This window comes from Nonomuraea sp. NPDC050556, from assembly GCF_044457355.1.
In the GTDB taxonomy this organism is placed as follows: domain Bacteria; phylum Actinomycetota; class Actinomycetes; order Streptosporangiales; family Streptosporangiaceae; genus Nonomuraea.
The window spans coordinates 110,573-131,060 of the sequence record NZ_JBITGU010000004.1; the positions used below are offsets into that span (position 1 = coordinate 110,573).

General features: G+C 69.8%; 23 protein-coding genes. 11 read left to right on the forward strand and 12 right to left on the reverse strand.

Features of this window, described 5'->3' with window-relative positions; genetic code table 11:
* Positions 1-59: 59 nt before the first annotated feature.
* Positions 60-800: an MBL fold metallo-hydrolase gene (locus ACIBG8_RS37555; RefSeq protein ID WP_397347953.1), complete on the reverse strand. Its 741-nt coding sequence runs from the start codon at positions 798-800 to the stop codon at positions 60-62.
* Positions 797-1,312 (reverse strand): TetR/AcrR family transcriptional regulator, encoded by a 516-nt coding sequence (locus ACIBG8_RS37560; protein WP_397347954.1) that lies wholly within the window; start codon positions 1,310-1,312, stop codon positions 797-799. The genes ACIBG8_RS37555 and ACIBG8_RS37560 overlap by 4 nt, the downstream gene beginning before the upstream one ends.
* A gap of 77 nt (positions 1,313-1,389) precedes the next feature.
* Between ACIBG8_RS37560 and ACIBG8_RS37565 the strand changes: the two genes are divergently transcribed.
* The 3 genes from ACIBG8_RS37565 (at position 1,390) to ACIBG8_RS37575 (ending at position 3,157) form a co-directional block, all read left to right on the forward strand.
* On the forward strand, positions 1,390-1,797 hold the full coding sequence (locus ACIBG8_RS37565; RefSeq protein WP_397347955.1) for a nuclear transport factor 2 family protein: 408 nt from the start codon (positions 1,390-1,392) through the stop codon (positions 1,795-1,797).
* On the forward strand, positions 1,797-2,720 hold the full coding sequence (locus ACIBG8_RS37570; RefSeq protein WP_397348863.1) for an ornithine cyclodeaminase family protein: 924 nt from the start codon (positions 1,797-1,799) through the stop codon (positions 2,718-2,720). The genes ACIBG8_RS37565 and ACIBG8_RS37570 overlap by 1 nt, the downstream gene beginning before the upstream one ends.
* 71 nt (positions 2,721-2,791) lie before the next feature.
* On the forward strand, positions 2,792-3,157 hold the full coding sequence (locus tag ACIBG8_RS37575; protein WP_397347956.1) for a hypothetical protein: 366 nt from the start codon (positions 2,792-2,794) through the stop codon (positions 3,155-3,157).
* On the opposite strand, the gene ACIBG8_RS37580 is transcribed toward ACIBG8_RS37575, so the two are convergent.
* Positions 3,154-3,921: a hypothetical protein gene (locus ACIBG8_RS37580; protein ID WP_397347957.1), complete on the reverse strand. Its 768-nt coding sequence runs from the start codon at positions 3,919-3,921 to the stop codon at positions 3,154-3,156. The genes ACIBG8_RS37575 and ACIBG8_RS37580 overlap by 4 nt on opposite strands.
* 46 nt (positions 3,922-3,967) lie before the next feature.
* Between ACIBG8_RS37580 and ACIBG8_RS37585 the strand changes: the two genes are divergently transcribed.
* The 4 genes from ACIBG8_RS37585 to ACIBG8_RS37600 are packed head-to-tail and all read left to right on the forward strand — an operon-like array spanning position 3,968 to position 6,576.
* Positions 3,968-4,330, forward strand: a complete 363-nt coding sequence (locus ACIBG8_RS37585; RefSeq protein WP_397347958.1) for a YchJ family protein — start codon at positions 3,968-3,970, stop codon at positions 4,328-4,330.
* A 30-nt stretch (positions 4,331-4,360) separates the two neighbouring features.
* Positions 4,361-5,455 carry a winged helix DNA-binding domain-containing protein gene (locus ACIBG8_RS37590; RefSeq protein ID WP_397347959.1) on the forward strand — a complete coding sequence of 365 codons (1,095 nt, stop codon included), beginning with the start codon at positions 4,361-4,363 and terminating at the stop codon, positions 5,453-5,455.
* A gap of 23 nt (positions 5,456-5,478) precedes the next feature.
* Positions 5,479-5,865, forward strand: a complete 387-nt coding sequence (locus ACIBG8_RS37595; protein ID WP_397347960.1) for a septal ring lytic transglycosylase RlpA family protein — start codon at positions 5,479-5,481, stop codon at positions 5,863-5,865.
* Between the two features lie 9 nt (positions 5,866-5,874).
* Positions 5,875-6,576 (forward strand): lysostaphin resistance A-like protein, encoded by a 702-nt coding sequence (locus ACIBG8_RS37600; RefSeq protein ID WP_397347961.1) that lies wholly within the window; start codon positions 5,875-5,877, stop codon positions 6,574-6,576.
* On the opposite strand, the gene ACIBG8_RS37605 is transcribed toward ACIBG8_RS37600, so the two are convergent.
* From ACIBG8_RS37605 to ACIBG8_RS37620, 4 genes are read right to left on the reverse strand one after another with little or no spacing between them, the layout of a single operon-like run.
* Positions 6,546-7,361: a citrate/2-methylcitrate synthase gene (locus ACIBG8_RS37605; protein ID WP_397347962.1), complete on the reverse strand. Its 816-nt coding sequence runs from the start codon at positions 7,359-7,361 to the stop codon at positions 6,546-6,548. The two genes, ACIBG8_RS37600 and ACIBG8_RS37605, sit on opposite strands and share 31 nt — an antisense overlap.
* Positions 7,358-8,113, reverse strand: coding sequence for a CoA-transferase subunit beta (locus ACIBG8_RS37610; protein ID WP_397347963.1), 756 nt, complete (start codon positions 8,111-8,113; stop codon positions 7,358-7,360). The genes ACIBG8_RS37605 and ACIBG8_RS37610 overlap by 4 nt, the downstream gene beginning before the upstream one ends.
* Positions 8,110-9,006, reverse strand: coding sequence for a CoA transferase subunit A (locus tag ACIBG8_RS37615; protein WP_397347964.1), 897 nt, complete (start codon positions 9,004-9,006; stop codon positions 8,110-8,112). The genes ACIBG8_RS37610 and ACIBG8_RS37615 overlap by 4 nt, the downstream gene beginning before the upstream one ends.
* On the reverse strand, positions 8,991-10,415 hold the full coding sequence (locus ACIBG8_RS37620; RefSeq protein ID WP_397347965.1) for an aldehyde dehydrogenase family protein: 1,425 nt from the start codon (positions 10,413-10,415) through the stop codon (positions 8,991-8,993). Before ACIBG8_RS37620 ends, ACIBG8_RS37615 begins: the two co-directional genes overlap by 16 nt.
* A gap of 277 nt (positions 10,416-10,692) precedes the next feature.
* Between ACIBG8_RS37620 and ACIBG8_RS37625 the strand changes: the two genes are divergently transcribed.
* Genes ACIBG8_RS37625 through ACIBG8_RS37640 form a run of 4 tightly spaced genes read left to right on the forward strand, consistent with a single transcriptional unit; the run spans position 10,693 to position 14,430 of the window.
* Positions 10,693-11,775, forward strand: coding sequence for an extracellular solute-binding protein (locus ACIBG8_RS37625; protein ID WP_397347966.1), 1,083 nt, complete (start codon positions 10,693-10,695; stop codon positions 11,773-11,775).
* Positions 11,772-12,614 (forward strand): ABC transporter permease, encoded by an 843-nt coding sequence (locus ACIBG8_RS37630; RefSeq protein ID WP_397347967.1) that lies wholly within the window; start codon positions 11,772-11,774, stop codon positions 12,612-12,614. The genes ACIBG8_RS37625 and ACIBG8_RS37630 overlap by 4 nt, the downstream gene beginning before the upstream one ends.
* Positions 12,611-13,411: an ABC transporter permease gene (locus ACIBG8_RS37635; RefSeq protein ID WP_397347968.1), complete on the forward strand. Its 801-nt coding sequence runs from the start codon at positions 12,611-12,613 to the stop codon at positions 13,409-13,411. The genes ACIBG8_RS37630 and ACIBG8_RS37635 overlap by 4 nt, the downstream gene beginning before the upstream one ends.
* On the forward strand, positions 13,408-14,430 hold the full coding sequence (locus tag ACIBG8_RS37640; RefSeq protein ID WP_397347969.1) for an ABC transporter ATP-binding protein: 1,023 nt from the start codon (positions 13,408-13,410) through the stop codon (positions 14,428-14,430). Before ACIBG8_RS37635 ends, ACIBG8_RS37640 begins: the two co-directional genes overlap by 4 nt.
* Here the strand turns inward: ACIBG8_RS37640 and ACIBG8_RS37645 are convergent.
* The 5 genes from ACIBG8_RS37645 to ACIBG8_RS37665 all read right to left on the reverse strand — a co-directional run bounded on the left by ACIBG8_RS37645 (position 14,427) and on the right by ACIBG8_RS37665 (position 20,486).
* Positions 14,427-14,855 carry a hypothetical protein gene (locus ACIBG8_RS37645; protein ID WP_397347970.1) on the reverse strand — a complete coding sequence of 143 codons (429 nt, stop codon included), beginning with the start codon at positions 14,853-14,855 and terminating at the stop codon, positions 14,427-14,429. The two genes, ACIBG8_RS37640 and ACIBG8_RS37645, sit on opposite strands and share 4 nt — an antisense overlap.
* A 14-nt stretch (positions 14,856-14,869) precedes the next feature.
* Positions 14,870-16,381, reverse strand: coding sequence for a tetratricopeptide repeat protein (locus tag ACIBG8_RS37650; RefSeq protein ID WP_397347971.1), 1,512 nt, complete (start codon positions 16,379-16,381; stop codon positions 14,870-14,872).
* A 362-nt stretch (positions 16,382-16,743) separates the two neighbouring features.
* A complete protein-coding gene (locus tag ACIBG8_RS37655) occupies positions 16,744-17,985 on the reverse strand; it encodes a DMT family transporter (protein WP_397347972.1) in 1,242 nt (413 codons plus the stop codon).
* 447 nt (positions 17,986-18,432) lie between these two features.
* Positions 18,433-18,924 carry a GNAT family N-acetyltransferase gene (locus tag ACIBG8_RS37660; RefSeq protein WP_397347973.1) on the reverse strand — a complete coding sequence of 164 codons (492 nt, stop codon included), beginning with the start codon at positions 18,922-18,924 and terminating at the stop codon, positions 18,433-18,435.
* The gene (locus ACIBG8_RS37665) at positions 18,921-20,486 is read right to left on the reverse strand and encodes an XRE family transcriptional regulator (RefSeq protein WP_397347974.1); all 1,566 of its coding nucleotides are present in this window, start codon (positions 20,484-20,486) and stop codon (positions 18,921-18,923) included. The genes ACIBG8_RS37660 and ACIBG8_RS37665 overlap by 4 nt, the downstream gene beginning before the upstream one ends.
* Positions 20,487-20,488: the final 2 nt, after the last annotated feature.

Genomic DNA, 20,488 nt, shown 5'->3' on the forward strand with positions numbered 1-20,488 from the left:
TTTCGCGGTTTTCGTGTTTCACCGCCTGGTTGTTCGGGTTGCGGTGGTGGGTGGGATTCTCATTTCCCCCGGGGGGGGGGGGCCGGCCGGCCCGCCCCCCCCCCGGCGACGGGCCCGTCGAACCCCTCGGCGGCGGCCGCGATCGACTCCTCCTCCGAGACGCCGGGCTGCAGGTGGGTCAGCAACAGGCTGCCGACCCCGGCCCGTGCCGCGTCCCGCCCCGCCTGCCTGGCCGAGGACAGGTATCCGGCGTTCTCCTCTGGCACCTCGACGGGAAAGGTCGCCTCAGCCAGGTAGATGTCCGCGTCCCTGGCCAGCTCCCACAGCTCGGGCGCCGGGCCCGTGTCGCCCGTGTACGCCAGCACCTTCCCGCCGCCGCTGAGCCGCAGGCCCAGGTTGGGCCGGTGGTGCGGCAGCAGCCACGTCTCCAGGTCGAAGGGCCCTATCCGGTACGGCTCGCGCGGCGCCATGGAGTGCAGCACCAGCCCGGACGTGAACGCCCCAGGCCGGTCCAGCGCCAGCACGGCGTCGAGCGCGCCCGGCGGCGCGTAGACCGGCAGGGGCGGGCACGCCGTGTCGCCCCAGACCCGCGCCCGCAGCAGCGGGTTCAGATCGGCGCAGTGGTCGGGGTGCCCGTGGGTGACCAGAACCGCGTCCAGCGTCTCGACGTCGACCAGCGGCATCGTGCCGTAGCCCGGGTCGATGAGGACGCGGAAACCTTCCAGCTCGACCAGGTAACCGCTGCACGCCCGGTCGGCCGTGGGCCAGGCGCCGCTGCCGCCGAGCGTCGTGAGCTTCATGCGCGGATCCCGTCGAAGACGATACGCAGCGCTTCAGGCGCGCGCGAGACTCCCACGATCAAGGCGATCAGCTCCTCCACGGTGACGTCCTGGCGCACCTCGCCCGCCTCCTGGGCCCGGCGGAGCAGCCTGCCGAAGGCCTCGGGCAGCATGCCCCGCCCTTCCTCCAGCGCGTTCTCGACGTCGACGCCGGCGGAGGTCAGCGCGTCGACGTAGGCCATCTTGGTCGCGGACACCCGCACCAGAGTCTCCATGAACGTGCGCAGCGCCGCTCCCGGATCGTCCGCGGCGAGCAATTCGTCCGCCTGGTCGACGAAGCCCTTCATGAGCGCCACCAGGACCGCCCCTACCAGCGCCTCCTTGGTCGGGAAGTGCCGGAAGACGGTGGCGATGCCGACGCCCGCCGCCCTTGCGACGTCCTCGGTCCTGGCCGAGACGCCCTGCTCGGCGAAGACGGACTGCGCGGCGGCGAGCACCTTCTCGCGGTTCCTGGCCGCGTCGGCGCGCATCATGCGTTGACAAACGGAGTCGCCGCTCCGTATTTTCTAATCGGAGTCACAACTCCGATTCTACGCAGAGGAGCCTTCCCATGTCAGATGCCAGAGCGGTCGTCGAGCAGTTCTTCAGGGCCGGGGTGACCAGCGACAGGAAGGGGCGCGCCGACCTGTTCACCGAGGACGGCGTGGTCGAGTTCCCGTTCGCGCCCGCCGGGATGCGCGCCCGCTACCAGGGCAGGGAGGCGATCGAGTGGCTGTTCACCACGCTCGGCCGCCGGGCGGACGAGGCCAATCTCAAGATCGACGAGAGCGGCAGCACGATGACGCTGCACGAGACGACCGACCCCGAGGTGGTCATCGCCGAGTTGGACCTGAAGCTCGATGCCGACACCCGGCTGCCCTATATCCAGGTATTTCATGTAACAAATGGCCAGATTTCACTCTTCCGGGACTACTGGGGCCCCATCACGGCAGATTTCACGGCATCATCGCTGGCGTGATGCTGCTGACCCAGACCGAGGTGGAGCGCCTGCTCGACGCGGCCGCGTACATCGACCTCATCGAGCGGGCCTTCGCCAGGACCGACAACCTGCCCAGCCGCCTGGCCCACCTCGACAGCCCGCCGGGCGAGTTCCACATCAAGGCGAGCGGGCACGGCGGCGTGGTGGGCGTCAAGATCGGCGCCTGCTTCTACGACCGGCCCAGGACGCTGGGGCTGCCGAGCATCGTCGGGGTGATCGCGCTTTTCGACGGCGAGAACGGCCAGCCGCTGCTGTTCCTGGAGTCGGCCACGGTGACCCGGCTGCGCACGGCGGCCGCCACCGCGGTAGCCGTACGCCACCTCGCCCTTGAGGGCGCGGCCACGCTCGCGGTCATCGGAACGGGGGCCCAGGCCGCCAGCCACATCGCGGCGATCCGCGAGGTCCGCCCGATCGGCGAGGTCCTGGTCTGGTCCCGCGACCCCGACAAGACCCGAAGTTTCGCCAAAAATCACGATGTACGGCCAGCCGCAACCGTGGCTGATGCCACGAAAAATGCGAACATCGTGGTGACGCTCACTCCCTCCACCACCCCCTACCTGGGCCTCGACGCCGTCCGGCCAGGCGCCCTGGTCGCCGCGGTGGGCTCGGACGCCCCGGACAAGCGCGAGCTGCACGACGACCTCCTCGCGGGCTCCGCGCTGGTCACCGACGTCACCCACCAGTGCGCCGAGGTCGGCGAGCTGCACCACCGCCCGGACACCCCGGTCAGGGCGGAACTCGGCGACGTCATCCGCGGCGTCAAGCCGGGCAGGCTGAGCCCCGACGAGATCATCGTGTTCGACTCCACCGGCACCGCCATCCAGGACGTCGCCGCCGCCGAGGCCCTCTACCAGTCAGCCCTCAGGGCAGGCGTCGGCCGCACCCTCCCCCTCTGGGACTGAGCGCGCACTCAACACGTCCTCAACACGACCGGATGCACCCTCGGGTCAACAACAACCACGAAGGGGTGCACATGAACGCACGCACACTGGTCGTCGTCGGAGCCGCTCTCATGATCCCCCTGGTCGGAGCAACAGCCGCCCAGGCCACCACCACCCAGCGGGGTGGGTACGGCCAGCAGATCGCGGTCTCCACCCACTACTCGGACGAGGTGGAGATCTGCGGCCGCAACCAGCGGCTGGAGTGGAAGTGCAGCCCCCACTTCAGGACCCCGGGCAAGGGCTACACCAAGCTGCGCGGCTGGTGGTGGCGCGGCCCGGTGACGATCAAGGGCTACAACGACAACAGCTCCAAGGTCCGCACCATGAAGTGCTGGGTCCCGCAGGAGAGCCGGAGCGACTGGAAGGAATGCGACGGCCGCAGCGGCAAGCGTCTCTAACCGAGCTCGGCATAGGCCAGGGAGAGCAGCCCGCGGAGCAGCGCGCCGCCCACCCGGTCGTGCTCGCCCTCCACGGGCAGCCCCTCGGCCACCCTGGCCCGGTAGATCTCCCGCTCCCGCTCGTCCGGGTACGGCTGCGCGGTCAGCGCCGCGACCACCCTGACGTCCGCGCCCTTGCCCGGCACGACGGCGACGGCGTGGGTGCGCAGGCAGATCTCGTCCGCCCCGCCGAACCAGCCGCACTTGACCCCGGCGCCCGGCGCGCCGATCGCCTCCCGCGCGCCGTACGTCTGGTCGGCCGGCACCTCGGTCATCCACGTCAGGACCGTCTCAGCAGTACGGTCACCCGCCAGCGCCGCCTGCGCGAACACCGCGTAGACCTGCGCCACCTCGGCCGCCGACACCTCGACCGAGCCGAACCGCGACGGGTCGCCGTTGGGCGGCGACCAGCGCACGCCGGTGCGCGCGGCGAGCGTGTCGAGCAGCACGCCGGGCCCGACCGAGAGCCACAGCGCGATGGTGTCGGTGTTGGACGACACCAGCACGGCGGGCTCGGCGTGCTCGCGCCAGAACCCCGCGTCGCCCACGTGCTCGGCGGCCGCCCACGCGTAGAGGGGCTTGAGCAGCGAAGCGCACCGCATCCTGGCCACGCCCGAGCCCGCGCCGACGGTGCGGTGCGCTGGCGAGCCGTAGCCGCGGCTGATTCCCGCGACCTGCGCGCTCGCACCCGACTGGAGACCGCTCAGCAACTGGTCGAAACTCACGGTAGTCAGGGTACGGGCCACCGGGCGCGGCCAGCACAATAGGCGCATGGCTCCACGACCCTGCCCATGCGGGCTGCAGAAGACCTACGCCGACTGCTGCGGGCGTTTCCACCGGGGCGAGGCAGCCGCCACCACGGCGGAGCTGCTCATGCGCTCGCGCTACAGCGCCTTCAGCGTCGGCGATGAGGCCTACCTGCTGCGCACCTGGCATCCCGACGTCCGCCCGCAGCGGGTGGGCCTGGACAGGAAGGTGCGCTGGACCGGCCTGGAGGTGCTGGAGACCACGGGCGGCAGCCCCTTCCACACCGAGGGCACCGTGCACTTCCGCGCCCACTCCAGCGACGGCGTCGTGGAGGAGAACAGCAAGTTCACCCGATTCCAGGGCGCGTGGGTTTATTGCGGAACGTAGTCTTCCTCATTGGGGTTTAGCGTGGGTGTCATGCAGAAGATGACCTGGTCCCAGGTGTGTGCGCGCCGCCTCCAACGGCACTTCCTCGACGTACCGGCAGAGAAGGCTCCGGCGGACGTCGTCAGGGCCATGGCGGCCACGCACGCCCAGGTGATGTCGGCCGCCGAGCTCGGCGTCGGGCTGCGCATCGAGGGCGCCACCCGCCAGGACCTGCGCGACGCGCTGTGGCGCGACGAGACCGTGGTCAAGACGTTCGGCCCGCGCGGCACCGTGCACCTGGTGCCGTCGGCGGACCTGCCGATGTGGCTGGGCGCGCTGACCGAGGCGCCGTCGCCCCACCCCATCACCTTCATGACGCCCGAGCAGGCCGACGAGGTCGTCGAGGCGGTGCGCGACGCGCTGCTGGACGACGAGCTGACCATCGACGAGCTGGACGACGCCGTGGTGGGGCGCACAGGGGCGTGGGCGGGCGAGCGGGTCATGCCCGCGTTCCAAACCTACTGGCCGCGCTGGCGCCAGGTCATGCACCTGGCCGCGCACCGGGGCGCGCTGCGCTTCGGCGCGGGCAGAGGGCGCAAGGTGACCTACCGCGGCCTGCCCGGCTTCGCGCCGATGGAGGGGCGGGCCGCGCTCCGGGCGCTGGTCCCCCACTACCTCAACGCGTACGGCCCGGCCACGCCCGAGATGTTCGCCCACTGGCTGAACGCCCCGCGCCCCTGGGCCAGGGAGCTGTTCGCCGAGGTGGACCTGCACCAGGTCGAGGTGGAGGGCGTCGCCGCGTACAGCACCGACCTGGAGGTCACCGACGCCGAGCCGCGCGGCGTCCGGCTGCTGCCGTACTTCGACAACTACTCCTACGTCGTCGGCAACCACCCGCGCGAGCTGCTCTACCCGGGCGCGGCGACCGAGCGGCTGCGCGGCAACTTCCAGGTGCTGCTGGTCGACGGCGTGGCCGCGGGCCTGTGGCACCACAAGCGGTCGGGCAGGAAGATGACGGTCGTCGTCGAGCCGCTGCGCTCGGTGGACATGGACCAGCTCGACGCCCAGGTGACCCGGGTCGGCGAGATCCTGGAGGCCGTCCCGACGTGGTCGATCGGCGAGGTGACCGTGGGCGGGCACGCTTAGTGGTCATATGACAACATAGGGTGATGATTGCTATCCCGCCCCCACCGCCAGCGGTGGAAACGTGCATCGCCTCCTACTTCGACGGCAAAGGAGGAGGTACGGCCAGCGGTGAGATATCCGACCCGACGTCGATGACCACGGCACACAAGACGCTGCCCTTCGACACCCTGGTCAAGGTCTCCAGGGCGAACGATCCCCTGCACCGCTCGGTCGTCGTGCGGGTCAACGAACGTTTCAGCAACCCGGCGCACTGCCTCGTGCTGTCCAAGGCGGCCTTCGAGAAGCTCGCCCCGATCAGCATGGGTCTGGTGAAGGTGACCCTGTCCGTGGTCCCCGCCGGGAAGGCGGGGGCAGGCACTACCACCGATACGCCGGACGACCTCATCGAGGAAGAGCCCGCCGCTTCCTAGCCTGAGCCCATGATTGCCTTATGGGGCGTCCTGACGTACGCCCTCACCATCGCGGGGATCCTGTGGCTCAGGGCCACGGGACAGGGGCCGCAGGACCTCTCCCCCGCCGTCGTCCTCATCGCGATCTCGCCCTCGGTGGCCGCCGTGATCGTCACGGCGGCCACCGGACAGCTGCGCTCGCTCGCTTCTCGCCGGGCAGCACTGGGCTGGTACGCCCTCGTCCTGGTGGTCCCCGTCGGCCTGGCGCTGACCTTCTGCGTGGTGTCCGGCCAGGGCGTGCAGGCGATCGAGCTGGCCATGCTGGGCCCGCTGCTCACCGGGGCGCTGGGCGAGGAGCTCGGCTGGCGCGGGTTCGGCCAGCCGAGGCTCCAGAGCCGGTACGGCCCGCTGTACGCGGCCCTGGTCGTCGGCGCGCTGTGGACGGTGTGGCACCTGTGGCCCACGCTCTCCGGCATGGAGGCGTTCTCCGCCGCCGACGTCGCGTCGAGCGCGGTGCGCCTGATGGCCGCCTCGGTGGTCTACGCCTGGCTCTACAACCGCGCGGGACTGCTGGTCGTCATCGCCGCGCACGTCGGCCACAACCTGGCCGTCGACCTGGTGCCGCCGCAGCCGGCGCTGGGGACCGTACTGGCTCTGCTCTACCTGGCGGCGGCGGTCGCCGTCGTTCCCTCGCTGACCCGTCAGAGGGCCCTGTCGGCGGGGCCGTCGTAGTTGTCCGGGCCCTGCATGGCCAGGTCGAGCGGCTGCACCATGTGCGAGTTGGTCGAGGCGCGCCAGCCCTTCTCGCGGGTCATCTCCTCGATCGAGTGCGCGCACAGCGACAGCGAGCGGCACACGATGAACAGCGCCTTGAGCTGGAGCGGCTCGTAGCCCATGTCCAGGCCGATGCAGCCCATCGAGCCAGGGCCGTTGATCCAGATGCGGCGGCCGAAGACCTCCTCGGTCGCGTCCTCCATCGCGCGGGCGATCTTGACGTAGCGGCCGGTGACGCCGAGCTTGTCCGACAGCTCCATCAGGCGGACGGTGCGCGGGTCGCGGATGTGCTGGGCGTGGTGGAATCCGGGCATGCGCTCCTTGACGGCGCGCATCTCCGCCACGGTCAGCCGGGCCGCCTCCTGGTCGCTGATGCCCTCCTCGTCGGCGCGCTTGGCGACCGCGAGGAACAGCTCGGCCGGGCGGTCGGCGGTGCCGTGCAGCTTGCCGATGCCCGCGACACCGGCCGCGACGGCCGAGTTGAGCTCGGCGCCGCCGGAGGTCGCGAAGCGGACCGTGGCCGACGAGGGGGACATGGCGTGCTCGGCCATGTTCACCATGATCGCGTCGGTCATCCTCCCGACCTCGGGGGTCGGCAGCTCGCCCTTGAGCACCAGGTGGAAGTGCTCGGCGAAGGAGATGTTGCCGGTCAGCTCGTTGACGTCATAGCCGCGGACGACGATGCGGTCCTTGTTCTTCCACGCGATCGCGGTTTCCCAGGCGAACGGCTTCTTCTCGGTCAACGGGATTTCCTTTCGGGAAAGTACACGCACGCCGGGTCGATCTCCTCGCGCAGGAGGCGGATCTCTTCCGGGTCCGGGAGAACGACAGTGTCCAGTGAGTCACGAAATTTCGGCGTAAAGCCGGTGTTGGCCAGCACGTCTTCGACGGACGCGCCCGGCATGAGGGCGGTGACCTCCAGCGCGGAGTCCGCCGCCTCCATCACGCACAGGTTGGTGATGACCTTGACCCGCAGCGGCCCGAGCCCGGCCTTGGCCCGCTCGCCGGGCCCGCCGAGGAACCCGGGGCTGGTGACGTACTCGCAGCGGGCAGGGAAGCGCCGCCGCTCGTGGTCGGTCAGGATGACGACCTGCCCGCAGTGGCTGGCGATGTCATTGGCCCCGCCGCTGCCGGGCAGCCGCTTCCCGGCCACCCACGTCGAGTTGATGTTGCCGTACTCGTCGACCTGGGCCCCGCCCAGGAAGCCGGTACGCACCAGCCCGCGCTGCACGAGCCCGCCGAGCGCCTCGAACAGCGAGCCGTGCCTGGCCGCCCCGTGCATGAGCCGCGGGTCGACCACCGAGACCGGCGTCGGCATCACCTTGGGGAAGATCACGCCGGACTCGATCACCAGCTTGGCGTCCGGCGCGTGCGTCTTCTGCGCCAGCGTCGCCGCCAGCAGCGGCAGCCCGGTGCCGACGATGACCAGGTCACCGTCGCGGATCTGCCGCGCGCCTTCGACCACCAGCAGCTCGCGAGGGAGCGCAGCGTTCATACCAGCCTCCCCATCTGCTCGACCAGCGCCTCGCGCAGCGCCCCCGAGGCGTCGCGGTTCTTCAGGTACTCCTCGAAGGAGCCGCCGAGGTTGGCGGAGATCCACTCGCGCAGCGCCTCGTCGGAGACGCGCCCCAGCGCCTGGTACTCCTTGATCTCCGACTCGGCGAAGTCGTAGGCGCGGTAGACCGAGGTCGGAAAGGCCCCGAACGGCTGCTCCACCAGGGCCGTGACGTACGCCTCAGGGATGGTCACCTGCTCGGGCCGGTCGGCGAAAGCTCCAGCGGGCAGGATCTCCTCCGCGGACACGATGGTCACCCGGGCGGCGCGGACCATGTCCACCTCGTGCGAGGTGACCCCCTCAATGACGATATTTCCGCTTAAGTCGGCGCGGTTCGCGTGGATCAGCGCCACGTCGGGAACCATCGCCTTGAGCTGCACCACCGGCTTGTTCTCGAACGGATCCACCGCCTCGACCGCGACCCCCGCCTCGACCATGTCGCTCAGCAGGTCGCTGCCCAGCAGGCTCCGCGTCGGCAGGTACGGCAGGCCCAGCGCCCCTGCGGCGAACCGGGTGGCCATCGCCAGGTGCGAGTGGTCGCCCACGGTCACCGTGCCCCGCTCGACCGCCCGCCGCCAGGCGAACAGCGTGCCGTACCGCTCCAGGTTGCCGGTGCCCTGCTCGGTGCGGGCGACCAGCCCGGCGGCGACCAGCATGTCCAGCGGCAGCGACAGGTTGCAGCCGACCACGGTCAGCCCGCCGATCCCCTGCCTGATCACCTCGTGGACCAGCGTCATCGGGCACCGGTTGATGTTCTGCCCGCCCATCCCGACCACCGCCCCTGCCCCGACATGGCGGGACACGGCCTCGGCGGCGGTCAGTAGCTTATGCACGCGGACCGCCACTCGGTGTAGAAGTCCCAGACCTGCGGCGAGCACTCCGGTGGCCCGAACTGCGAGAGCTTGGCCCCCATGTGCGGCAGGTGCGAGTAGGCGCCCACACCCGGCCGGTTGACGTGCAACATCCCGGCCTCGAACTGGTCGATCGCCTCGAAGATGCGCGCGGGGTCCTGCGTGAAGATCGTGCCGCTCATGCCGTACTTCACCGAGTTCGAGATGCGCATCGCCTCGTCGAACCCGTCGCAGTCGATCACCGAAAGCACCGGGCCGAAGATCTCCTCCTGGGCGATCTCGCAGTCCCAGGGCACGTCGCGCAGCACGGTCGGCTCGACGTAGAAGCCGTTGCCTGGAGCGCGCCCGCCGCCGACGGCGACCTTGGCGCCGACCTCCTGGGCCGCCTTGATCGCGTCCAGGCAGGCGTTCATGCGCGCCTCGTTGATCACCGGCCCGATCTCGGAGTGCGCCCGGCCCACCTCGACGATCAGCAGGGAGAGGAACTCCTCCTTGACCGAGCGGTCCACGACCACCCGCGAGGTGGCGCTGCACCGCTGGCCAGACTGGCCGAACGCGCCGAAGGCGGCTGCCTTGGCCGCCTTCTCCAGGTCGGCGTCGGCCAGCACCAGCACCGCGTTCTTGCCGCCCAGTTCGAGCTGGGTGCGCATGAGCCGGGGCGCGCCGGCCGTGTGGATGTTCAGGCCCACGGGCAGCGACCCGGTGAAGCTGATCCCGGCCACGCGCGGGTGCGCGACCAGTGCCTCGCCCGCGGCGATGTCGCCCTGGACCAGGTTGAGCACGCCGGCGGGCACGCCCGCGTCCACGAACGCCTCCACCAGCAGCGCCGAGGTCAGCGGGGTCAGCGGCGACGGCTTGAGCACCGCGCCGCACCCGGCCAGCAGCGCGGGGGCCACCTTCCACATCGGGATCGCGAGGGGGAAGTTCCACGGCGTGATCAGGCCGACGACGCCGATCGGCGCGCGGAAGGTGTAGGAGAACGTGCGCGGCTCCTCGGCCGGCAGCGTCTCCCCCTTCAGCCGCCTGCCCTCGCCCGCGGTGAAGTCGAGAATGGCCAGCGCGCGCTTGACCTCGCCGCGCGCCTCCTTCAGCAGCTTGCCCTGCTCGCGGGTGATCGCCTGGGCGAAGTCCTCCGCCCGCTCCTCGATGAGCCGCTCGGCGGCGCGCAGGTACTCGGCGCGCTTGATGGGCCCGAGCGCCTTCCACGCGGGCATGGCGGCCGACGCGGCCTCCACTGCCAGCTCTACGTCCGCTCCACCGGACTCGGCGAAGTCCCCGAGGTGGTCGGAGAGGTCGCCGGGGTTGATGTTCGGCCGGGTCTGCCCGCTCTCGGGGGCACGCCATTCGCCGCCGATGTGGTTGAGCAGGTAGCGACTCGGGATCGTCGCCATCGAGTTCCTTCCAGTCATGTTCGTGGTACGGCAAAGCCTCACCGTTAGGCACGTATCGGACAAGTGGGATAACGCCGATGGGCCCGATAGGCAGCCCCTATATGGGTTTGCCTATACCCGCGATAGACAACTCACGCATTGGCCCCGCCACATGCCTGCACTAGACATGCCGGGAACAGACCTGCAGGCAGCGCCGCCGGAGTTCGCTTCGAGTTAACCCGATGGAAACCATCAAGGGCCACTATTCGGTGCGAAATCACGCGAGAAGGGTCATTTAATGAAAAACCTCCGTTTCGGGGTCATAGCGGTCGCATCCCTCTTCGCCCTCACCGCCTGTGGCGGCTCCGGCGCCGGCGACTACGACTGGAAGGCCGCCCCGGACGCGGCCAAGATCGCCGAGCAGGGCAAGGACCTCCCGACCTACGGCCTGGCCCCCGACTGGGCCAACTACGGCGAGGTCGTCAAGGCCTTCTGCGCCAAGAACAACGCGACCTGCGACCACAAGGACACCGACATGTCCTCGGCCGAGGAGATCGTCAAGTTCGACGCGGAGAAGGACAAGCCGGTCGGCACCGCCAGCGACATCGGCCTGATGTGGGGCCCGATCGCCGAGCAGAAGGGCGTCGTGCCCGAGTACCTGCCCCCGTCGGCGAGCAAGCTCAAGGACTGGCAGAAGGGCAAGGGCGGCTGGGTCGCCACGTTCGTCGGCGCCCCCTCCTTCGTCGTCAACACCGACAAGGTGCCCAACCCGCCCAAGAGCTGGGCCGACCTGCTCAAGCCTGAGTACAAGGGCCTGATCGCCACCAAGAACCCGGCCTCCTCGGGCACCGGCCAGGCCATGGTCGTGGCCGCCGCGATCGCCAACGGCGGCAGCGTCGACAACCTCGCCCCCGCCTACGACTACTTCAAGAAGATGAAGGACGCGGGCAACATCAGCGCGGCCAAGATGAGCGAGGAGACGCTGGAGAAGGGCGAGGCCCCGATCCAGATCAACTACGACTTCAACGGCATCGCGCAGAAGGCGGCGCTGAAGGCCAAGAACGTCAACGTCGAGGTCATCATCCCGTCCGACGGCTCCGTCTGGTCGCCGTCCGGCCTGATCATCAACAAGTACAACACCGCCAAGGGCGACTTCCTCAAGGGCTTCATCGACTACGTCCTGAGCGACGAGGCGCAGATCCTGTTCGCCAAGTTCGGCGCCAGGCCGATCCGCGCGCTCAACGGCGACCTCCAGGTCCCGGCGGACGCCAAGGCCAACTGGCTGCCCGACGCCTCCTACGCGCCAGTCAAGGAGATCGAGATCACGAAGATCAACGTGGAGTCGATCGTCGCCGACTGGGAGGCCAAGGTCCTCGCGTGACGACTCGTACCACCAGAGCGGGCAGGTTCCTCACGAACTGGGGGCCTGCCCTGCCCCTGCTCGTCTTCGCCTTCGTCATGCTGGTCCTGCCCGCGCTGCGCCTGGTGCACGACACCTTCGCGCTGCGCGACGGCAGCTACGGGCTGGGCAACATCACCAAGGTGATCGACAACCCGGTCGACAGGCAGAGCATCGTCGGCTCGCTGGCGCTCGGCTTCGTGCAGGCCACCATCGCCACCGCGATCGGCGCTCCCGCCGCCTGGCTGATCACCCGCATGAAGCTGGGCGGCCGGGCGTTCTGGCTGTCGCTGATGAACGTCGCCTCCAACTTCGCCGGCATCGGCCTGGCCTTCGGCTTCGTGGCACTGATCGGCTCGACCGGCATGCTCACGCTGCTCACCGGACTGGAGTTCCCCTCCGTGGGCTCCTTCAGCGGGATGAACATCGTCTACCTCTACTTCAACGTGCCGATGTTCGTGCTGCTCACGCTGCCCGCCCTGTCGGTGCTGAAGGACGACTGGCAGGAGGCGGCCGCCGTCTGCCACGCCAGCCGCTGGCAGTTCTGGCGCCACGTGGGCATCCCGGTGCTCTCGCCGTTCGTGGTGGCCGGGTGGCTGCTCATCTTCACCTGGACGATCGGGGTGTACGCCGTGGCGTACGCGCTGGCCTCCTCCCCCGGTTCGCAGAAGCTCATCACGCTGCAGATCGGCACCACGCTGGAGTCGTCGGTGTTCGGCCTGGAGCGCGCGGCCGTGCTGTCGGTGCTGCTGATGATCCTGGCGATCGGCTCGACCGTGCTCTACCGCCTGTCGCTCAGGCGCGCTGCGAGGTGGCTGTGAAAAGGACCTTCCTGGGGCTGCTGGCCGTCTACTTCGGCCTGCCGCTGCTGGCCGCCCTGCTCTACTCGATCGCGACCCGCTGGACCGACACCCCGCTGCCCGACGGCTACACCCTGGAGCACTGGGGCAAGCTGGTGAGCAAGCCGGACGTCGCAGGGGCGCTCGGCCGCTCCCTGCTGCTGTCGCTCGTGGTCGTGGCCATCGACATCGTGCTCGTCGTGCCCGCCGCCTACTGGTCGGTGGTGCACAACCCGCGCATCGGCTCGGTGGTGCAGACGGTCGCGGTGATCCCGTTCGCCATCCCGTGGGTGGTGGTCGGCGCGGGCATCCAGCTCGTCACAGGGTCGCTGGTGCCGCAACTCGGGCAGACCTTCCTTCTGCTGGCCCTGTCGACGGCGGCGATCGCGTTCCCGTTCATGTACTGGGCGGTGGAGAGCTCGCTGGTGGCGGCGGGAGCCGTACAGCTGAGTGAGGCCGCGTCCACGTGCGGCGCGAGCCCCGCGCAGACGCTGGTCAGGGTGATCCTGCCGGCCATCCGCGGCGGCGTGATCTCCGGCTCGCTGCTCGTCGTCGCCACCGCCATGAACGAGTTCGCGCTCGCCAAGATCCTCGTCGGCGTCAACTACGAGACGCTGCCGCTGTGGTCGGCCCGCCAGTTCGTCTCGCGGACGCTCAGCGACCCCAACGCCCTCGCCGTCATCACCGTCTTCACCTTCGGCTTCCTGTTCGCCATGTCAGCACTGGTCGTGCGTCTCGGGCGGGGCCGGGTCAGCACGATCGGAAGGACCCTTCGATGAGCCACGTCGTCCTCAAGGGCATCACCAAGCGCTACGCCGGGCACAACGCGCTCAACGGCGTGGACGTCAGCGTCGAGCAGGGCGAGATGCTGGCCCTGCTCGGCCCGTCCGGCTGCGGCAAGACGACGCTGCTGCGGTGCATCGCGGGCCTGACCGAGTTCGACAGCGGCACGCTGTCGATCGGCGGCGTCGACATGACCGGCGTGCCGGTGCGCAAGCGGCCCATCGGCATGGTCTTCCAGTCCTACGCGCTCTTCCCCAACCTGACCGTGCGCGGCAACATCGCCTTCCCGCTGACCGTGCGCAAGCAGCCCAGCGAGGAGCGGGTGGCGGAGATGCTCGACCTGGTCGGCCTGTCCGAGCTCGGCGACCGGCTGCCCAACCAGCTCTCCGGCGGCCAGCAGCAGCGCGTCGCCCTGGCCCGCGCGCTGTCGCCGCGCCCCGAGGTGCTGCTGCTCGACGAGCCGCTGTCGGCTCTGGACGCCCAGGTACGGCACCGCCTGCGCGACGAGGTGCGCCGCATCCAGCACCAGATCGGCATCACCACCGTCTTCGTCACCCACGACCAGGCCGAGGCGCTGGCGATCTCCGACCGGGTGGCGGTGATGAACGCGGGCAACATCGAGCAGTGCGCCCCGCCCGCCGAGATCTACACCGCGCCCTCCACCCGGTTCGCCGCCGGATTCGTCGGCAACCGCAACACCCTGGAGCTCGGTGCGGTCAATGGCCGGGTGACAGCGGGCGGCGCGTTCGACGTGGAAGCGCCGAGCGAGCGGGTGCTGTGCATGTTCCGCCCCGAGGACGTGGAGCTGTCCACCGACGGGCCAGGGGCGAAGGCGGTGGTCGACGTCACCGTGTTCCTCGGCGCGACGACCCGCGTCTACCTGCACTCGCAGCTCAACGGGCATCCGGCGTCGGTGTTCGCGGACATCTCCTCGCGGGCGGCGGCCAAGCTCGCCCCCGGCGACGAGGTGCGGGTCAGGGTCGCCGACGACCACGTGCAGGTCTTCCCCGCCTAGAGCCCGTATCTGAACCACACGAGGGCGAGCGCCACCGGCAGCAGGCTGACCAGCCCGAGCCCGGTGGCCAGCCGTCGTTTCCCCGAGGCGCTCTCGCTGGTGAGGTAGGCCGCGATCGCGCCCGCCGTGGCGAAGGCCGTGCACGCGGCCAGGACCTCCACGACCCGCGACGGCCAGGACGGCAGCGCCTCGCCCGCCGCTCTGATCACCAGGAGGACCGCCGCCGCGACCACAGCCGTGCGCACGCTCTTGACCAGCGGGATCGCCGCAGCGAGCACGGCAAGGGTGACGATCGCCTGGAGGCCGACGGAGTAGGCGAGGCAGTCCCAGTCACCACAGCCGACGGCCCGCCTGGTCAGCCGTACGGCAGGCCACCAGAGCAGGCCGAGTCCCGCATACACCCCCACAACCCGCCAGACCCCCATCCATCCATCATGCGTCAGCGGGCGCGGGATTCGTCCTCCAGCGCCTCCGCCTCCCTCCCCAGGGCGCGCAGGGCGACGGCCCGGTTGCCGTACAGGTCGGGGTGGGGGTCGAGGTCGATCGCCCGGGTCAGATCGTCGATCGCGCCCAGCGGGTCACCCAGCTCGAACCGCGCCGCCGCCCGCCCCGCCCACGCGGCGACCATCTCGGGCGCGGCATCGAGGACCTGGTCGAACACGGCGACCGCCTGGGCGCCGCTCTCCAACTGCCCGAGCACGGCCAGCAGGTGGGGGTTGCCCGGCGCCTGTCCAAGCCCGGTGGCCACGTCCGCGCGCGCCTCCTCGTCGCGGCCCTGACCGGCCAGCAGCCCCGCCCGGTTGATGCGGGCGTCCAGGTAGGAGGGGTCCAGGTCGAGCACGTGCGTCAGGTCGGCCAGCGCCCCCTCCACGTCGTCGACGGCGATCCGCAGCTCGGCGCGGTTGTAGTACGCCTCGGGCAGCGGCGGCCCCACCCGCATCGCGCTCTCGTAGTCGGCCAGCGCCTCGTCGGTCATGCCGAGCTTGAGCCAGATGTTCCCCCTGTCCAGGTAGTGGTCGGGGAACATCGGGTCGATCGCGATCGCGGCCCCGAAGTCGTCCAGCGCCTCCTTGGTGTGCCCCATCGCCGCCAGCAGCTGCGCCCGGTTGGCCAGCAGCACCATCCGGTGCACGGGATGGCGCTCCCCCAGCTCGGCGGCCAGGTCCAGCGCGGACTCCACCAGCTCCAGCGCCCGGTCCAGCCGCCCGCGGCGCATCTCGATCAGCGCCAGCGCGTTGCGGTCGAAGCCCAGCTTGAAGGCGCGCACGGCCGGGTCCGGCAGCAGGGTGGAGATGGCGATCGCCTCGTTGATCCAGCCCGTCGCCCGGCCCAGGTCGCGCTGCGCCGGGTCGGGGTGGCGGGCGTCCAGCATGGCCGTGCCGTACGCGGAAGCGGCGTGCATCGCGGGGTCCTGGCTGGCCCGCCGTACCTGCTCCCAGAGGGCGGCCGCCTCGTCGCGGCGGCCGAGCCCGCCCAGGGCGGTGGCCGTGCGCTGGGCGAAGCGCCACCACGGCTCGGTGCCCGGCTCGGTCCTGGCCAGGCCGAGCCGGCCCAGCTCGGCCACCGCGTGCAGGAACCCCTCCCGCACGCAGCGGTCGACCGCGGTCCACAACTGTTCGGCGCCCCTGGTGTCCTCGGGGTGCTCGGGGCCGCCGTCGTAGACGGTGATTTCCAACCGCTCGGGCGGGATCCTGCGCATGAGCACCCGCAGCAGCTCGACGTCCGTGGGATCGGCGGCGGCCGCGTTCATCACGACCAGCGCCCTGCCCCAGGGCACCGCGGCGGCGACGAACTCGGCCAGCCCGTTGGCCAGCCGCAGCGTCCTGCGCGGCGCCGGGACGAGGATGCGCTCGTCCTCGGGCAGGTGGGCGTCGACGGTCACCCGGACGGCCGGCACCCGGTCACGCAGGCCGGGTGCGGCCGCTCTGATCTCGATGTCGTGAGCTCTCACGAGATCCGGGGAACGTTCCAAGGCCGCTGGAACCAGGTGGCGGAGGAGCTCCGCTCCGACGGTGTAAGGACCGTCGATGCGCCGATGAGCGTCGATCACCGGCGCGAGCAGCCTGGTGGCCTCATGGAGGGCTGGCGGCTCTCCGTGAACCCACTGATGCGACCTGGCGGTCACCCCTTGTGGATGACGCTTGCCGTTCCAGTGAGCTTTGCCGTTCCGGGTTTGCGGACGACGATCCTCTTCATGGTGTTACCTTTTTCCCTCGGGTAATTCACCATTATTCGGACATGCCAACGAATATCAAGATTTAGACTGAATAAGTCAGTAACCGGACAGGCTGAATTGCGTTTGCGGTAACGGATTTATGGGGTCCGAAACCGGGACATCGCCGGAGATCTTTCCTCCATCAGCGCACAGAGGCACTTGACGTGACAGCAGCCGTCCTGCTTCTTGGATCGCACGATGCGCGTCGCCCGATCCATCATCCGGTCGAAGGTCGGCTCCTTGACCGACTTGGGCTCCTTCCACGGGCAGTCGACGACGTCGGCGCAGGCGCTCCTGGCGACGACGGGCAACGGCAGGGCGTCGGCGCACTGCACCTGGTCGTCGCGCTTGTCGCGCAGATCGGCCAGGCGCCTGCGGGTCAGCTCCAGCAGCCTCCTGTTGGCCTCCGGCGGCGGCCCGCTCAGCGGGACCTCGGAGGACGGCGGCGAGGCGCCTCCTTTCGACGGTACGGCCAGCAGCATCGCCGCCGCCATGAGCCCGCCGCCCACGAACAGGCTCCAGCCGAGCGGCTCGTGGAAGAAGACCACCGCGATGGCCGCCACCCACAGTGGCTGCGACGACATCAGCACCGCGCTCGGCACTGCGGGCACGTGCGCCTGGCCGAAGGACCTGGCCAGGAAGCCGAGCGCGCACGAGACGACCGACAGGTGCGCCAGGATCACCCAGTCACCCAACGAGCCCGGCGTGCTGATGCCGCCGGGCAGCGCCATGAAACCGGTCAGGACGCCGATCGTGCCGAGCTGGACGACGGTGACGGAGTAGGGGTTGTACTGGTGGCTCCGCGAGCGCGTCATGCGCGCCAGGAGGATGGTGTGGCCGGAGTAGAGGGCCGCTGCCGTCAGCGTGCCGCCCAGGGCCACGAGCGAGATGTGGTGGTCCTCCACGCCTTTCAGCAGCGTGAACATCGTCATGCCGGCGAGGGCGAGAATCACGCCCGCCCAGACGCGGACCGGCACCTTGACCTTGAACAGGAACAGCGCCATGACCGGGGTGATGATGACATTGCACCCGACGGCGAATCCGGAGACCGAGGAGGGCAGATCGGACAGGGCCAGCGCCTGTGCCGTCTGACCGACCCCGAACATGACCCCCAGCAGAACCCCGTTGAACCAGGTGCCCCGTGAAAGCCCCCGAAGACTGCGCGGGCGGATCAGCCAGAGGGTGAGCGCCGCGATGAGGTAACGCTCAGCGAGCAGATCCTCGACGGGTAAGCGGTGGATGAGATCTTTCATCAGCGGGAAAGCCGACCCCCAGGCGGCGCTGACGAACAACAGAAGCACTGCTCCCGTGAGGGGTCTGGGAGCGTGGACTACTGCCATGCAACGAGCATCCCACTACAATTCGCAGCCACCGGAGCACCGTGAGGAGCCGGAGAGGATCCTCTACCACTCGGAGGGAAGGGGCTCACTCACGGGGTCGCACAGCCCCTACCGGCACCAACACCGAATCGGCCATTCCCACCAAATCGCCACCATCCCGTTGGCACTCCTTACTACCGGTAACACCGGATTGTTGCAGAACAACCGGCGGCCTCTCCCTCCTCACGATGCCCATCCGTCGCGTCCTTCCGGGTGCGGCGAACCGCAGCCGGGGCCCGTCCACGGTTCGCCGTTGCGGACAGCAAAACGCCCAGAAGTGGTCAAGCCGCTTCTGGGCGCGCCGTTACGGTGAGTTAGCGGGGAGCTCGGTGAGCGTCTCCCTGGATGGAGGGGACCACGGACGGCGGGTGGCGCTTCTGCCGGCTCCGCCGTACAGAAATCGCTTGGTTACACGCGGTAAGGGGTGGCGGTTACGTTGAGCCGTTTCTCGCCGTAAACGACGACGAGATCCCCCACCTGCTCGCGCGAGATCTCCCGCCACCCATGGCGCTCGTACAGCGCCAGGGCCGCGTTCTGGTTGAGCGTCGTGTCGCCGCGCACGCTGTGGAAGCCGAGCGCCACCGCCCGCCCCTCCAGCGCCGTCAGCATCTGCGCGCCGAACCCGCGCCGCTGGAACTCCGGGTGCACCCGCAACCGGCACATCTCAGCCACACCGGGCGCCACGGGCTTGATCCCGCCCATCGCCACCACGCGCGAGGCCAGCTCGCCCACGAGGAAGTCTCCCCCGCACGCCAGGTAGATCTCGTTGATGCGCGGGAAATCGTCGTCGTAGTAGACCCCGTCGCCGGGGAACAGCCCCACCTCGGCAAGACAGATCTGATGAAGCGCGAGGATCGCGTCGAGATCAGACCAGCGATACCGGCGGATCTTCAGACTCATGCACCGCCACTCCCTTCCTGCATGACCGGACGACGGTTGAGCTGCTCCCGGTAGAGCGGCAGCCCAGGGTGATGGCGATTGCTCGCCATGATCGCCTGCTCCAGTGCGAGCGCGGGTCGCATGATGAAGTCGGTGAGATATTCGGGTCCGAGCAGTTCCAGCGCGGCGACGCCCATCTTGACCGCCTCGTCGAGGTCGCCCTCGATGACCCGGCACTGGGCCCGGTCGAGGCGGATGAGCGTCTGGTCCAGGATGTGGTCGGAGTATTTGTCGAGCGCCTGGTCGAGCACGACCTCCGCCTCGAGCGTCTGGCCCAGCTTGGTGAGCACGTCGCCCTGGTAGAAGTAGAGCTGCTTCTCCGTGTAGCCGAACGCGACGTCTTCCTGCTCGTTCGACTTCATGTGCGAGAAGGCGTTGCGCGCCCGCGCCAGGGCGCGTTTGGCCTGGTCGACGACTTCCTTCTTGCTGTCGGTGCCCGACAGCATGGCCAGCGCGCGCGCCTCGACGACCGGCGCCATCGCCTGCGCGGCGCACGGCACCGCGCCGGCCAGGTCGCGGCTCTTCTTCGCCAGGTTGAGCGCCTCGCGGGCGTCGCCGTAGTAGAGCGGCACCAGCGCCTCGCGCGCGGTCACCCACGCGCGCAGCGCCCGGTCGCCGGTCTCGTCGGCGGCCGTGCGTCCGGTGCGGAAGAACGAGCGGGCCAGGCGGTGGTCGCCCAGGTTGATCATGATCATGCCGCTCAGCCCGGACAGCTGGGCGGCCATGCGGCAAAGCCGTTCCTGGAGGTCGATGGGCTGGCGCCGCGACATCGCGTTGCGCACGGCGCTCAGTTCGAGCAGGACGTCGCACAGCAGGCGCAGCGGCGCCGTCGTGGTGTATTGGCGGCCGAAGCTGAGCGTCGCCTCCTCCCACTGGTCGAGCATGGCGGCGGAGACCGTCGCCGAGATCAGCGTGTCGTCCATGCGCCGCCTGATGCCCTCGACGGCGCCGAGCACCTGGCCGTTGAGCCTGGCGTCCTGGTTGTTGGCGAGAAGCTGTAACAACGTCCTGCGCAGGACGTTCTCGTCCTCCTCGCCCGCCGCGCCCCCGGGCTGTTCACCGCCCTTCGGCGGGATCCACAGTTCTCGCGACACCAGGCCCAGGTCGGTGCGGTCAGGTGTGTCGTTGCCGCGCACCACCCCCGGCATCCGGTGGCCGTGGCCGCAGATGCACGGTCCGTCGAGGCCGAGCGAGTTGGGCTCGACGCGGTAGACGGAGCAGAGGTAGTGGAGGTATTCGGGCCCCGGGCGCTTGAGGCCGCTCTCGTAGGCGGAGAGCAGCGTCTCGCCGATGCCGGGCGCCGGCTTCTGGTCGCGCTCGAAGAGCGCGCGCACCTGCTCGATGACGTCGGCCAGCGCGATGCCGTACGACAGCCGATGGCTCTTGATCTTCGTCGTGCCGAACTGCGGACCGCATGCCTCGTGAATCTCGTCAGCGATCTGGGCACTCGTCCGCCCGGCGGCCAGGCCCTTGGCCCGAATCCGCCGCGCTATCTCGGTTTCCCTGTGCTGCCTGCCGGACATTC

What these genes read in the sequence shown, in the direction of transcription:
- ACIBG8_RS37555 (WP_397347953.1), bottom strand. Translation starts at nt 800, where the DNA reads ATGAAGCTCACGACGCTCGGCGGCAGCGGCGCCTGGCCCACGGCCGAC.
- ACIBG8_RS37560 (WP_397347954.1), bottom strand. Translation starts at nt 1,312, where the DNA reads ATGATGCGCGCCGACGCGGCCAGGAACCGCGAGAAGGTGCTCGCCGCC.
- ACIBG8_RS37565 (WP_397347955.1), top strand. Translation starts at nt 1,390, where the DNA reads ATGTCAGATGCCAGAGCGGTCGTCGAGCAGTTCTTCAGGGCCGGGGTG.
- ACIBG8_RS37570 (WP_397348863.1), top strand. Translation starts at nt 1,797, where the DNA reads ATGCTGCTGACCCAGACCGAGGTGGAGCGCCTGCTCGACGCGGCCGCG.
- ACIBG8_RS37575 (WP_397347956.1), top strand. Translation starts at nt 2,792, where the DNA reads ATGAACGCACGCACACTGGTCGTCGTCGGAGCCGCTCTCATGATCCCC.
- ACIBG8_RS37585 (WP_397347958.1), top strand. Translation starts at nt 3,968, where the DNA reads ATGGCTCCACGACCCTGCCCATGCGGGCTGCAGAAGACCTACGCCGAC.
- ACIBG8_RS37590 (WP_397347959.1), top strand. Translation starts at nt 4,361, where the DNA reads ATGCAGAAGATGACCTGGTCCCAGGTGTGTGCGCGCCGCCTCCAACGG.
- ACIBG8_RS37595 (WP_397347960.1), top strand. Translation starts at nt 5,479, where the DNA reads ATGATTGCTATCCCGCCCCCACCGCCAGCGGTGGAAACGTGCATCGCC.
- ACIBG8_RS37600 (WP_397347961.1), top strand. Translation starts at nt 5,875, where the DNA reads ATGATTGCCTTATGGGGCGTCCTGACGTACGCCCTCACCATCGCGGGG.
- ACIBG8_RS37610 (WP_397347963.1), bottom strand. Translation starts at nt 8,113, where the DNA reads ATGAACGCTGCGCTCCCTCGCGAGCTGCTGGTGGTCGAAGGCGCGCGG.
- ACIBG8_RS37620 (WP_397347965.1), bottom strand. Translation starts at nt 10,415, where the DNA reads ATGGCGACGATCCCGAGTCGCTACCTGCTCAACCACATCGGCGGCGAA.
- ACIBG8_RS37625 (WP_397347966.1), top strand. Translation starts at nt 10,693, where the DNA reads ATGAAAAACCTCCGTTTCGGGGTCATAGCGGTCGCATCCCTCTTCGCC.
- ACIBG8_RS37640 (WP_397347969.1), top strand. Translation starts at nt 13,408, where the DNA reads ATGAGCCACGTCGTCCTCAAGGGCATCACCAAGCGCTACGCCGGGCAC.
- ACIBG8_RS37645 (WP_397347970.1), bottom strand. Translation starts at nt 14,855, where the DNA reads ATGGGGGTCTGGCGGGTTGTGGGGGTGTATGCGGGACTCGGCCTGCTC.
- ACIBG8_RS37655 (WP_397347972.1), bottom strand. Translation starts at nt 17,985, where the DNA reads ATGGCAGTAGTCCACGCTCCCAGACCCCTCACGGGAGCAGTGCTTCTG.
- ACIBG8_RS37660 (WP_397347973.1), bottom strand. Translation starts at nt 18,924, where the DNA reads ATGAGTCTGAAGATCCGCCGGTATCGCTGGTCTGATCTCGACGCGATC.
- ACIBG8_RS37665 (WP_397347974.1), bottom strand. Translation starts at nt 20,486, where the DNA reads ATGTCCGGCAGGCAGCACAGGGAAACCGAGATAGCGCGGCGGATTCGG.